The following is a 13,106-nucleotide window of genomic DNA, read 5'->3' as shown; positions in this document are numbered from 1 at the left end:
GGGTGCGCCCGGTAGCCAGACCGGGCCGCGGGGTCAGCCCGCGGCGGGCGGGGTCTCCTCGACGTTCGGCCGGGCCAGGTTGAACGCCCAGCCGGCGGGGCCCTCCATGACGGGCTGCCTGCCCATCGGGCCGCCGATGCGGACGCCGTCGGGGATCCCCTACGGCTCTCTGCATGCCTCGGAGTGTCAGCAGGCCTACAGCATCGCCTTTGCCTACGCGATCGCGGCGGCGGCGCGTTGCACGATCTCCGAGCCGCGTTCGGACGTCGAGACGATCGACTACACGGTGCGGCAGGCGCAGAACCATCGGCGCTACAGCTCGGCGGTCGTGGACGTGCAGATGAAGTGCACCACCCAGGACGTCCTGCGGGACGACGGCGTGCACTGGTCGCTGAAGCGAGCGCACTATGACGGGCTGCGCGACCCGGACACCTATCACCGGAAGATCCTCGTCGTCCTGGTCGTCCCGCCCGACGTCACCACCTGGCTCGACACCGAGCCGGATCGGATGATCCTGCGGGGGCGGGCCTTCTGGACCTGCCTGGAGGGGGAGGGGCCGGCGGCGGGTTCGTCGAAGACGGTCCTTCTCCCGCGCCGGAACACCTACAATGTGGAACAGCTCCTCGGAATTCTGCAGCGCATTGGGGACGGAGGTAGGCCATGAGTATCGAGACGCAGCCTGCCCGGAACCTGACCTCCCCGGACGTCGAGCCGGGCGAGATCGAGTCTTTTTTGCGGACACGTGGGTGGCGGCGGGTCGATTATCGTCCGACCGTGAGCGCGGTCTGGGAGAACGCGCCGCTGGATGCCAGTCTGATGGTCCCTTACAACCGGCGGTATCGGGATTTCGTTCCGCGTCTGCAGGACGCGTTGAACACGATATCGCTGGTGTACGACATCGAGCAGGACGCGCTGCCGTTCCGCATAGCGAGTGCCGTCAACGACATCGTGCTGCTGCGGGCCGACCAGATCAGGGCTGGCGATTCCATCCCGCTGGGGGAGGCGCAGGTCCTGCTGGACGGGATGTCGCGCCTCATGCTGGTCGCCGCGTGTAGTGCGATCCGACCGCGCCCGTCGAATCCGGGGAAAAGGCCCACGCTGGCAACGGACTTCGTCGCCAACGACCTGCGGCTGGGGCATACGATCCGCGGAAGTTTCGTACTGCCCATTTTCGTGCATCTCGACGAAGCCGACGACGGTGACCACAACGTGCCGTCGGCGATGAACGGTAAGGCTCCTTTCAACGCGGAGAAGACCGGTCCGGCGAACCGGCCGGTGGCCTTCTCCCGCGTCGTGGTGGAAACGCTGGCGAGCGGGCTGGCCGCGACCCGCGAACTTCTCGATCCGCAGGGAACCATGTCGCTGGACGATGCGGTGGAACGCGGAGCCAGCGCGGAGATGGTCGAATCCGTCGGTGCCATGGGGCGGCAGAAGGGCGTGCGGTCTCTCGACCTGTCGTTCGTCTTCTCGGAATCACTGCCCCGCAGCCCCGGGACTCCCGACCGGGTGGAGCTTCCCCGGCCGGGCCGCGAGCAGGTCGAGAGGGTCGTCCGTTCGCTACGGCAGCGCCCCACCGAATCGCACATCGATATCGTCGGCCACGTCACCCGGCTCGAGCGGGCCGAGGACGACGATGGCGGGGTCGTCCTCATCGACGGGAACGTCGGTCGAGTGCGGCGCCGGGTGCGCCTGGAGCTGTCCGGAGATGCCTATCGGCTCGCCATCCGCGCCCACGAGCAGCGCAGGCCCGTGGTGGCCACCGGCGAACTCACCCTCCTCGGACGTTCCTGGCACCTCACCGGCGACCCGCAGATCCACTTCTCCAGCTAGGACCGCGGTGGTGGAGGCCGGCGGCGCGGTCCATCGGGCTCGTCGTTCGCGGAGCGTGGCATGGCTGACCATCGCGACCAGAAGGGCGAGAAGGAGGGCGGACGACCCAGCGGTGCCGAGGGCGAGCCCGCCCTTGGCGACGGGTTTGGTCAGAAAGTCTCCGACGGTGGCGCCGAGGGGACGGGTCAGGACGAAAGCCAGCCAGAACAGCGCCACGTTCGACACCGCCGGCACGGCGCGCAGCGCGAGGAGCAGCGCGAGCAGGCCGGTGATGAGCAGGGCGCTCGCGGCGTAGCCGAGGCCCGAGCTGTCCGACAGAAAGTCGCCCATCGAGGTGCCCAGCGTGTTCGACACCAGGATCGCCGCCCAGAACAGGCATTCGCCGCGGAACGTGTCGATGCGGCGGATCGAGAAGGTCAGGCCGGTGAGCTTCCAGACGGCGAAGACAGCCAGCAGCAGGGCGACAAGCATCGCCGCGCCGGCGGGATATCCGAGACCAAGGCCCTGCGGACCCCATCCCAGCGACCGAGCACTCCTGTCGAGATATCTCGCGCTGGAGTCGCGGTTCATGAAGTCGGACATCGTCGTGCCGGCCATGCTGGTGGACAGAATGACCGTCCAGTAGCGGAACGGGTGATAGCGACGGGAAATCAGCTGGGCGGCCAAGGTCATCACGAACAGCGCAAAAAGGGCGGCGGTCGTAAGAAAGTACCCGAGTCCCAGCGTCTGCGCGAAGAGATCGCCGGCGGTCTCGCCGAGTGTCGTCGCGGCGACCTTCATGACCCAGAACGCGGCGGTGACATGCGGAAGCCTCCCGTCTCCCGAACTCGTCCGGATTTCGGAGCGCAGGCGGCCCGCGGCTACCGTAACCGTCATATGAACCATTCTCCTGTGAATGTGACGCGGGAGGGCGGATGTGTGCCGGGCTGTCCGTTCCGTGTCGTTGCCGCACCGTGATCAGATGTCGGGGTGACCTTAGGAGAAGGCAAATGTGGAAACGATGTGAAGGCGAATTCTTCGTAGTGGTCTCGATGTGCGTGCGGGCCGTCTCCGTGCGGCGGGAATCACCGGTGCGCGCCGCGCCGCGCCGCGCGGCGGGGGGCGTGGGGCCTGACGCCGCTGGCCGCGCTGACCCTGTTCCCCCGGCACGCTGTGGCGGCGCCGGTCGAGGCGGTCGGAGGTCGGCGCCTGACCGCGCGATCGGGGCGCGCACGGCCGCCGGTGAACCGGTGTCGGGAATCGGACACCTGTCGACGCGCCGTTGCGGCGCAACCCGGCCCGGTGGCGGCACGTCCTCCTGTCGAGGGGCGGTGCGCCGTCCGACCCAACTGGTCCTGCCGGAGGCGTCGTGGACTCGTACGCAGGCGCGGTCGGGCAGGTGCCCGACCAGGACGAGGCGCCCGGCGCGGCGGTGAGCCTGCCGGGACGGCCGCTGCGTCCGACCGACCCACCCGCGCTCGGCGAGTACGAGCTGCTGGCCAGGCTCGGCGAGGGCGGGATGGGCACCGTCTACCTCGGCCGGGCGCCAGGTGCGTCCGGTGCGCCCGACGCGGCGGGCCGGCTGGTCGCGGTGAAGGTGGTCCGGCCGGAGCTCGCCGACGATCCGGAGTACCGGGCCCGGTTCCGGCGGGAGGCGCAGATCGCCCGCCGGGTCGCCCGGTTCTGCACGGCCGAGGTGCTGGCCGTCGCCGAGACGCCGGACGGCGCGCCCTACCTGGTCACCGAGTTCATCGCCGGGCAGACCCTGGCCGACGCGGTGGCCGGGAACGGCCCGCTCGCCTCCGCGGACGTCGAGCGGGTCGCGGTGAGCGTCGCGGCGGCGCTGACCGCGATCCACGGCGCCGGCCTGGTCCATCGTGATCTCAAGCCGTCGAACGTGCTGCTCTCGCCGCTCGGCCCGCGCGTCATCGACTTCGGCATCGCCTGGGCGTCGGACAGCTCCACCATCACCCGGGGCAGGTCGGTGGGCACACCGGCGTTCATGGCGCCGGAGCAGGCCAGGGAGGCGCCCGTCTCGTCGGCGACGGACGTGTTCGCCTGGGGCGGCCTCATCGTCTTCGCCAGCACCGGCCGCCCGCCGTTCGGCACCGGATCGGTGCCGTCGCTGCTGTACCGCATTGCCACCACGGACGTCGTGCTGGACGGTCTGGATCCCGCACTCGCCGCGATCGTCCGTGACGCGATGCGCCGCGATCCGGCCGAGCGGCCGACGGCGGAGGAGATCCTCAACCGGATGATCCGCCTCGGCGTGCGGGTCGACGCGACACCCATCGCACCCATCGCACCCATCGCACCCATCGCACCCATCGCACCCATCGCACCCATCGCCAACGTCGAGTCCGTCGCGACCGGGGCACGGTCGGCACCGGCGGCAGGCGCCGAGGACGCGCCTGCCGCCACGAAGGCTCGGGACGAGGTCCGCGCGGAGCTCGCGGCCGCTCCGACGGAGCTCGCGGCCGCTCCGACGGAGCTCGCGGCTGCTCCGACGGAGCTCGCGGCTGCTCCGACGGGGCGGGCGCGCGGGCGGCGCGGGACGTTGCTGGTCGCGATCACCGCGTTGAGCGTCCTGCTCGCGGGTGGTGCCGTCGCGTTCGCGGTGCGCGGCGCGCTCGGCGATCGGGCCACCGGCACCGGTGGCCCGCAGACCCTCACCGTCCCGGTCGGTCTGATCGGCCTGCGCGTCGACGACGCCGAGGCACGGCTGCGGACTGCCGGCTTCGCGCACGTCGGGCGGGTGACGAAGCCGGACGGCACGGCGCCGGCGGGCACGGTTGTCGACGTCAATCCGGCGAGCGGCAGCGACATCGCCCGTTCGACGAAGGTCGTGCTGACGGTGTCGGCCGGGCGCGGGGACATCGTCGGGCAGGGCGAGGTCGGGCCGACCGCGGGGGCGTCCGGTGGCACCACCACGACGGCCTCGGGCTCGGCGTCGGGTTCAGGGCCGGGATCGGGGTCGACGGCGTCCGTGGTGCCGGACGTCGTCGGCCAGCCATCCCAGCAGGCGTTGCGGATCCTGGCCGGCGCCGGCTTCACCCAGGTGACGGTTACCCGCGCTGTTGACGACCGCGCCGCCGAGGACACGGTGCTGAGCTCGGATCCGGCCGCCGGGACGAAGGCCGATCCGAGCGCCCTGGTCCGGCTCACCGTGTCCAGCGGAGCCGGGCACACCACCGTCGCCGACGTGGTGGGCCGCGGCGAGGCGGACGCCCGGTCGGCGCTGACGTCCGCCGGGCTGGAGGTGGTCGTGCGCGTCCAGCGAGGCCCGTCGACCGTCGGCCCGGGCCTGGTGGAGAAGGTCGATCCGGCCGCGGGCACGCAGGTCGCCTTCCGGACGACGGTGACCATCACCGTGGTCAGCGCCCAGGTCAGCGTGCCCGACGTGGTGGGCCAGGCCCGCGCGGACGCGGAGAACACGCTGCGCGGCTACGGCCTCGACGTCGTCGTGCAGCGGCAGACCAGCGAGCGGCCGGCGGGCACCGTCCTCGCGCAGTCGCCGGCGGCGGGCACGGTTCGCCGCGGCACCACCGTGACGATCACGGTCGCGATGGCACCGACGAGCGGCAGCAGTGAACCGCCGCCGGTGTCACCGCCGCCACCCTCGTCCGCGGGCGCGGCCTGACCCTCGGGTCGGCCTGACCCTCGGGTCGGCCTCGCTGCCCGGCACGGACCGATGCCGCCGGGGTTTCCGGCTGGCGGCGTCGGTCCAGGTGTGCATGGACGGTGATCAGTCCCCGTACGGGCGCAGCGTCGGGCGGGGCGGCTGCAGCAGCCGGTGCACGGTGAGGCGGTTGGACGTCGCGACGATGCCGGGCGGCGGCTGCGTGTCGCTGTAGTTCCCGATGTAGGCGATGAACGTCGTGTTGCCGAACGGCAGGTTCACCCTGGCGGTGCAGGTGGTGCCGTCGCCACAGGACGTCACCAGCGCGCCGGTCCGCCGGTTGAAGATCTCGATGAAGTAGGGCGTGGGCCCGACGTTGACCGAGGACGTGGCGGTGATCCTCGCCGTGGGCGAGGTGAAGTCGCGCGGCGCGACGCTGAGCGACAGGTGGTACTCCGGCGACCAGGTGACGGAGACGGTCGGCGATGTCCCGACCGCGCCATGGGGTGGGATCGCCGTGCTGAGCCGGGCGACGTAGGCGACGTAGGTGTGCGTCGTCGGCGTCGGCTGCGTGACGGAGGCCGTGCAGACAGTTCCGGAGCCGCAGCGGGTCACGTAGGTGTGGGCGCTGGTGTCGACGATGCTGATCCAGTAGGGGGTCGGGCCGACGTCCACGTGGGACCGGGCGGTCAGGGTGGAGTCCTGCGTCGACCTTGGCGATCCCGGGTCGGCGGACAGCGTGACTCGGTAGTCGAGGTCCGGTTCGACGCGCGCCCGGGACTTCGCGGTGACAAGGGACGCCGGCGGGGGGGCCAGGGTCGTCGTCGACGATGACGGCGGCGGCGGAGGCACCGCCTTGACCGTCGATGGGGACGCCTGGGCCGCGTACACGCAGGAGAAGAACGCGCCGAGAACGACGCCGACTGCAAGGAACAGCCGTGCGGCGGTTCGAGTGATATTCATGGCTGGATGATGAATCCCGCGCGGGCGTTCCCCGGTCCGCTTTCCGATGCGCCCAGCCTTACGCGTATTCCGTTAACTGTTCCCGATCCGAGCCATGGCAGCGAAAGCGGATGATGCCTCGCCTGTCGGCCGGGAGAAAACCAGGAAAAAATGGCGCACATCGCGCGCGCCCGGCTCACGTCGATGATCTTGTCGGACGTTGCGTGTGGCACCTGTCCTGTCGCGGACACCTCGCCCGAGGCGCCGCGTGGGTGGAAGCCCACGCGGCGCCGTGGAGTCGAGGCCGTCGAGGTGGTCGAGGTGGTCGAGGTGGTCGGATCAGTCGGGGAGGCGGTCGAGGATCCAGGTGCCGATCTCCTCGGTGAGGGCGCTGTGCGGGGTCCCGCTGGACGAGGTGAGGAAGTCGTCGAGCGCGCTCTCGTCCGGAGACAGCTGGTTGATGTTGACGTAGAGGTCGTCGTTGGTCTCGATGCCGCGGACGGCGACGGCGCTGACCGACGGCACGAAACAGATCGAGCGGTGGGAGACGTCGACGTTCTCGCCGGCCTCCTTCAGGGTGTCGGCGAGAATGCCGAACGACTCGAGGGTGCCGCCGGGGGCGCCGTCGAGGTCGGGGAAGTCGTTGGTGCGGACGGTGACGTTCCCGAGCAGGCCCTTGATCTCGGCGACGATGCGGTCACGGCCGCCGGCCTGGGTGAACAGCTGGGTTCCGGTCAGGAACGGGCCGTTGCTGCGCAGCGCCTCGACACCGGGCGGGACGCCGTTGCGGCGGCCGTCCCCAACGCCGTTGGCGACGCCGAGCAGGCGCGGGATCCGCGGCCAGTCATCGATCTGGCGCAGCTGGTCGAGGAACTCGGTGCGCAGCGGGTCCTCGGCGGGCGTGGCCGTCGGAGTCTCGATGTGGCGCCACAGCAGCTGGCGGGCGGCCGGGCTGTTGATGAGCTGGGACAGGGCGGCGTTCACCGGGGCGAGGTGGTGGGCGATCGCCTGCAGCGCGATCGGGATCGACGCGCCCCGGTGCGGGCTGTCGACGGAGAGGTACACCCCGACCTGGTGATCCATCCGCTGCATTTCCATCCGGGCCAGCGCGTAGCGGGTGACGATGCCACCCATGCTGAAGCCGCCGACCGCCAGCCGGTTGCCGCCGAGGCGCTCCGCGACGGCCCGGTGGATCGCGGCCGTCGCCGTCCTCGCGTTGTCCAGGATGGACGCGGAACGCTCGTCGAACCCGATCAGGACCAGGTCGCGGCCCCGCTCGCGCAGCCGGGTGGCGAACCGGTGCGGCTCGCCGTCGACGTGCTCCCAGGAGGCGTCGAAGTTCGTCGGACCGAGGTTGAAGCCGTCCGCGAGCAGCACCGGGCGGACCAGGCCCCGGTTGCCCTGGCCGTAGTAGACCCGTGCCGTGCCGCCCGGAAGCGACCATTCGCCGTCCGCTGGCGGTGCCTGCCGCGCCGGCTCCTCGCCGGCCGCGGTGACCAGCCCGATCGGCTTGATCGCCCGCCGGATGCGCTCGAGATCCTGGTTCGCCATCCCGTGTCCTCTCTCCGCTCGCGAATGATTACGGAGCGAAGTATCTCGGCTGCGGACCGTGCTGTCCGGGCGACGACTCGCGGGGCCGCGTGTCGTCCCACCTCAAGATCGACACCTGTCGAGTCGGGATCGAAATATGATGCTCGTCACCCTCTCGCGTCGGCTGTGTCGGTCGCTCATCGGCTGGTGACCGGATGTCCCGGTGGCGTGGGCGGTGGTGTCGGCGGGGCGGGTTGCCTGGCGCGGCTCCCGCCCGCGGTCCCGCGGGACGGTGCGGCCTCGCCGCTGTGGCAACCGTTCGAGGTCGACGGGTGACCACGACGTCAGCATGGTCCGCAGGCGCACGACTACCGCCCGGCCTGGCGCCGTGCTTCCCGGCACGCCCCGAGGCCCTGCCGGTCGATCGTTCGCCGCGTCGTCCGCGCCGTGGCACGACAGGTGGTGATGGCCGAACCGCGGGATGCGCGCGCCTGTTCGCCCCGTCGTCGGAGGCAGACTGTCGGTGGCGGTTGATAGGACGTTTCCGACGAAGTCCCCCTGAAGGGAACCGGATGACGATCAACGAGCATCTCAGGGAGCTGGCCGGGCGGCCGGTGGTCGAGTTCCAGCACGGGCGTGCGGGGAAGCCGGGCGGCGAGGTGGCCTGGCGCATCGCGGCCTCGTTCGACGGGCCCGTGTTCGAGGAGGTCCTGCGGGCGTTTCTCGACGAGGTCGCCACGGCCGGGGTGACCCATCTGGTCGTCGGCTACTGGGGCGCCTCTTACGACACGCACGGCGCCGTCGACCCGGTGGGGCTGCTGGTGGAGGCGGCCGGCCGGCTGCCCGGGCTTCGCGCGCTGTTCCTCGGCGACATCGTGATGGAGGAGGCGGAGATCTCCTGGATCGAACACGCGGACGTCAGCCGCCTGTTCGACGCGTTCCCCCACCTGGAGCACCTGGAGGTGCGCGGCAGCAACGGCCTGCGGCTGCGCCCGGTGCGCAGCCGCGTCCTGCGGACGCTGCGGTTCGAGTCCGGTGGCCTGCCCGCGGCGGTGGTGCGGGCGGTGGGCGACAGCGATCTCCCCGCGCTGGAGCACCTCGATCTGTGGCTGGGCACCGACGAGTACGGCGGCGACACGACGGAGGCCGACCTGGCCGGCATCCTGGGCGGCGAGCGGCTGCCCGCGCTGCGGCACCTCGGGCTGGAGGACGCCGAGATCGCCGACGCGGTCGCCGGGGCGCTCGCGGGGGCGCCGATCGTCGCCCGGCTGGAGTCACTCAGCCTGGCCATGGGAGCGCTCACCGACGACGGCGCTGCGGCCCTGCTGTCCGGTCAGCCGCTCGCCCACCTCCGGCGACTCGACCTGCACCACCACTACCTGACCGACGCCGGGATGAACAGGCTGCGCATCGCCCTGCCCGGCGTCAGCGTCAACCTCGACGAACAGGAGAGCCCGGACGACGAGTACCGCTACGTCGCGGTCTCGGAATAGCAGCGTGATGGTCACCGTGATCGGGTCGCCCGGAGACCGGCGCGTCGCGATGTTCGCCGCCGCGTGCCGTGCGGGCGGCCTGGACGAGCCACATGTCGTCCCGTGGGCGCGCGTGCTGGGCGCCACCGGCCCTGGCGGCGGTGGCCCTGGCGGCGGTGGCAGCGGCGGCGGGCTGGGGATCGTGCCCGGCGCGCCGCTGCGGATCGACTCGCCGGGCGACGACGCCGAGGTCGACGCGCTGCTGCGGGGGCCCGGCGATCCGGCGCGGGTCGGTGGCGGCGCGCGGTGGTACGCCACCTTCACCGCGGCGCTTGCGCGCATCGCCGCCGCGGGCGCGGCCGTCGGCGCGCGGCCGCTCGGTGACGTGGACGAGATCGCCGTGCTGTGCGACAAACGGCGCTGCCACGCCCGGCTGCACGCGGCGGGCGTCCCCGTCCCCGAGGCGCTGGGGCCCGTCGGTGACTATGCCGAGCTGCGCGCGCGGATGGCGGCGGCGGGCCTGCACCAGGTGTTCGTCAAGCCGGCGCACGGATCGTCCGCCGCCGGCGTCGTCGCGCTGCGGGCGGCGCCCGGCGGGCGGGTCAGGGCCGTCACCTCCGCTGCGCCGGCGGGCGAGGGCGCCGGGTACGTCAACGCGCTGCGGGTGCGGGCCTACGACGCGGAGCCCGAGGTGGCCGCCCTGATCGACGCGCTGGCGCCGGACGGGCTGCACGTCGAGCGGTGGCGGCCCAAGGCGGCCCTGGACGGCCGCGTCCTCGACCTGCGGGTGGTGGTGATCGCCGGCGAGCCGACCCACGTGGTCGTCCGGACCAGCGGCACCCCGATGACGAACCTGCACCTCGGGGGTGCCCGCGGCTCGGTGCCCGCGGTGCGCGAGGCGCTCGGCCCGGTCGGGTGGCACCGGGCGCTGGAGACGTGCGCGCGGGCGGCGGCCTGCTTCCCGGGCAGCCTGATGGTCGGCGTCGACCTGCTCGTCGAGCTCGGCTGGCGCCGCGTCGCGGTCGGTGAGGTCAATGCCTTCGGTGATCTGCTGCCTGGGATCACCGGGCTGACCGGCACCTGGGCGGAGGGGCTCGACGCCTACGCCGCCCAGGTCCGCGCCATGCTCGCGGCGCACCTGGCTGGAGCCGCCTCGTGAGTCGGGACATGAACGAGGTCGTCGGCAGTCACGACCTGCTGCTGATCACCCTGGACACGCTGCGCTACGACGTCGCGGCCGAACTCGCGGCCGCCGGGCAGACGCCGACGCTGTGCGGCCTGCTGCCCGGCGGCCGCTGGGAGCGCCGCCACACCCCGGGCAGCTTCACCTACGCGGCGCACACCGCGATGCTCGCCGGCTTCCTGCCGACGCCGGCCAACCCCGGCCCGCATCCGCGCCTGTTCGCCGGCAGCTTCCCCGGTAGCGCGACCACCGCCCCCGGCACCTGGACGTTCGACGCCGCCGACCTCCCGTCCGGGCTCGCGGCCAGCGGCTATCACACGGTCTGCGTCGGTGGTGTCGGCTTCTTCAACCGGCTCACGCCGATCGGCTCCGCGCTGCCGGGCCTGTTCGCCGAGAGTCACTGGGAGACCCGGTTCGGCGTCACCGACCCCGGCTCGCTGGACCACCAGATCGACCGGATCGCCGAGGTGCTGGACCGGCAGCCACCCGACCAGCGGCTCTTCCTGCTGCTCAACGTCGCCGCGCTGCACCAGCCCAACTGGTTCTACCTGGACGGCGCCACCCGCGAGCACGGCGACACCCGCGCGTCCCACGCCGCCGCGCTGCGCCACGTCGATCGGGCGCTCGGCCGGCTGTTCGCGCTGATGCGCCGTCCGTCTTTCGTGATCGTCTGCTCGGACCACGGCACCGCCTACGGCGAGGACGGCCACACCGGCCATCGCCTCGGCCACGAGGTCGTCTGGACCGTCCCGTACGGCGAGTTCGTGCTGTCATGATCGACGATGGCGGCACGTACCCGCGGGGCGACAGTCCCTACCAGCAGTACGTCTACGCGTACCCGCACAAGACGGCCTACCGCCCGCTCACACCCGCGCCCCGCCTGCACGACGTGTGGGCCGGCGAGGACCGGTCCGCGCTCGCCCTCTACCTGCACATCCCGTTCTGCGAGATGCGCTGCGGCTTCTGCAACCTGTTCACCCGCACGGGCGCGCCCGCCGGCCTCACCGGCGCCTACCTGGACGCGCTGGAACGCCAGGCCACGCGCGTCGCCGACGCGCTGGGGGAGGCCACCTTCGCCACGGCGGCCTTCGGCGGCGGCACGCCGACCTACCTGACCGCGGGCGAGCTGGACCGCCTCTGCGACATCGGCGCCCGCTTCGCCGCATCGGGCACCATCCCGCTCGGCGTGGAGACCTCACCGGCCACCGCGACCATCGACCGCCTCGCCGTCCTGCGCGAACGCGGCACCACCCGCGTCTCGATCGGCGTCCAGAGCTTCCTGGACGACGAGGCCCGCGCGGCCGGCCGTCCGCAGAAACGGGCCGACGTCGACGCGGCGCTCGGCCGCATCCGCGCCCTCGGCTTTCCCACGCTCAACATCGACCTCATCTACGGCATCGGCGGCCAGACGGCGGCCAGCTGGCGGCGGTCGCTGGCGGCGGCGCTGGCCTGGCGGCCCGAGGAGCTGTATCTGTACCCGCTGTACGTCCGCCCGCTGACCGGCCTGAGCCGGCGCGACCTCGACTGGGACGACCAGCGCCTCCAGCTGTACCGCCAGGGCCGCGACCACCTGCTGGCCGAGGGATACGAGCAGGTCTCGATGCGCATGTTCCGCCTGCCGACCGACGGCTTCGACTCGGACGCAGGCACCGGCGGGACGCGGTACTGCTGCCAGACCGACGCGATGGTGGGCCTCGGCTGTGGCGCCCGCTCGTACACCTCGGCGCTGCACTACTCGTTCGAGTACGCGGTCGGCGCCCGTCAGGTACGCGCGATCATCGACGACTACGTGCGCGCGACCGACGTCGACCGTCCCCGGGTCGGCTTCGCCCTCGACGATGACGAACGCCGCCGGCGCCACCTCGTCCAGTCCCTGCTGCAGGCCGACGGCCTCGACCGGGCCGCCTACCGCGCCCGCTTCGGCACCGCCGCCGACGCCGCCCTCGACACCAGCGCCGAGCTCACGGGCCTCGCCGCGCGCGGCTGGCTGGCGGAGCACGGCCCGAGCACCCTGCGACTGTCCGCGGAGGGCCTGGCCCGTTCCGACGCCGTCGGACCGGCCCTCTTCTCACCCCGCGTCCGCGCCCTCATGACCGACCACGTCCCCCGCTGATGGAACCGCTGACAATCCTCTACCGTGGGCCGCTGGCCAGCTGCGACCACGACTGTGGGTACTGCCCGTTCGCGAAGCGGCGGGACACGCCCGAGCAGCTGCGGGCGGACCGGGCGGCGCTGGAACGCTTCACCGGCTGGGTGGGCGAGCAGCCCCACGGCGTGTCGGTGCTGTTCACCCCGTGGGGGGAGGGCCTCGTCCGGTCGTGGTACCGCCGCGCGCTGGTGGAGCTCAGCCACCTGCCGCACGTCGGGCGGGTCGCGATCCAGACCAACCTCAGCCACCGCGTCGACTGGACGGCCGACGCCGACGTGCGCCGACTCGCGCTGTGGGCGACCTACCACCCGGGCCAGGAGCCCTACGAACGGTTCCTCGACAGGTGCCGTGACCTGGGTGAACGTGGCGTGCGCTTCAGCGTCGGCATCGTGGGGCAGCCCG

At 72.3% G+C, this 13,106-nt stretch carries 10 protein-coding genes; 7 read left to right on the top strand and 3 right to left on the bottom strand.

Annotated elements, in window-relative coordinates:
- The coding region (locus C1A33_RS10565) for a DUF4365 domain-containing protein (RefSeq protein WP_207770250.1) at nt 1-664 on the top strand (664 nt) is incomplete at its 5' end.
- Nucleotides 665-1,557: 893 nt separating this feature from the next.
- On the opposite strand, the gene C1A33_RS36480 is transcribed toward C1A33_RS10565, so the two are convergent.
- Complete coding sequence (locus C1A33_RS36480; protein WP_243407402.1) at nt 1,558-2,706, bottom strand: COG4705 family protein; 1,149 nt, start codon at nt 2,704-2,706, stop codon at nt 1,558-1,560.
- A gap of 472 nt (nt 2,707-3,178) precedes the next feature.
- Between C1A33_RS36480 and C1A33_RS10555 the strand changes: the two genes are divergently transcribed.
- Nucleotides 3,179-5,449, top strand: a complete 2,271-nt coding sequence (locus C1A33_RS10555; RefSeq protein WP_101831338.1) for a Stk1 family PASTA domain-containing Ser/Thr kinase — start codon at nt 3,179-3,181, stop codon at nt 5,447-5,449.
- A 105-nt stretch (nt 5,450-5,554) separates the two neighbouring features.
- Here the strand turns inward: C1A33_RS10555 and C1A33_RS10550 are convergent, their stop codons facing one another.
- Together C1A33_RS10550 and C1A33_RS10545 are read right to left on the bottom strand one after the other, a co-directional pair.
- Entirely contained in the window at nt 5,555-6,391 is an 837-nt protein-coding gene (locus C1A33_RS10550; protein ID WP_101831337.1) for a hypothetical protein, read from the bottom strand.
- A 318-nt stretch (nt 6,392-6,709) separates the two neighbouring features.
- Nucleotides 6,710-7,921 (bottom strand): esterase/lipase family protein, encoded by a 1,212-nt coding sequence (locus C1A33_RS10545; RefSeq protein WP_101831336.1) that lies wholly within the window; start codon nt 7,919-7,921, stop codon nt 6,710-6,712.
- Between the two features lie 551 nt (nt 7,922-8,472).
- Here C1A33_RS10545 and C1A33_RS10540 point away from each other — a divergent pair.
- From C1A33_RS10540 to C1A33_RS10520, 5 genes are all read left to right on the top strand, one after another.
- A complete protein-coding gene (locus C1A33_RS10540; RefSeq protein WP_101831335.1) occupies nt 8,473-9,393 on the top strand; it encodes an STM4015 family protein in 921 nt (306 codons plus the stop codon).
- A 7-nt stretch (nt 9,394-9,400) separates the two neighbouring features.
- Nucleotides 9,401-10,531 carry an STM4014 family protein gene (locus C1A33_RS10535; protein WP_243407401.1) on the top strand — a complete coding sequence of 377 codons (1,131 nt, stop codon included), beginning with the start codon at nt 9,401-9,403 and terminating at the stop codon, nt 10,529-10,531.
- Complete coding sequence (locus C1A33_RS10530) at nt 10,528-11,331, top strand: STM4013/SEN3800 family hydrolase (protein WP_243407400.1); 804 nt, start codon at nt 10,528-10,530, stop codon at nt 11,329-11,331. Before C1A33_RS10535 ends, C1A33_RS10530 begins: the two co-directional genes overlap by 4 nt.
- Nucleotides 11,328-12,668 carry an STM4012 family radical SAM protein gene (locus tag C1A33_RS10525; RefSeq protein ID WP_101831332.1) on the top strand — a complete coding sequence of 447 codons (1,341 nt, stop codon included), beginning with the start codon at nt 11,328-11,330 and terminating at the stop codon, nt 12,666-12,668. The genes C1A33_RS10530 and C1A33_RS10525 overlap by 4 nt, the downstream gene beginning before the upstream one ends.
- On the top strand, nt 12,668-13,106 hold a 439-nt coding region (locus C1A33_RS10520), incomplete at its 3' end, for an STM4011 family radical SAM protein (protein WP_133150634.1). The genes C1A33_RS10525 and C1A33_RS10520, both read left to right, overlap by 1 nt.

It is taken from the genome of Frankia canadensis (assembly GCF_900197875.1).
Lineage (GTDB): Bacteria > Actinomycetota > Actinomycetes > Frankiales > Frankiaceae > Frankia > Frankia canadensis.
This window is presented reverse-complemented; position numbering and strand designations above follow the sequence as displayed.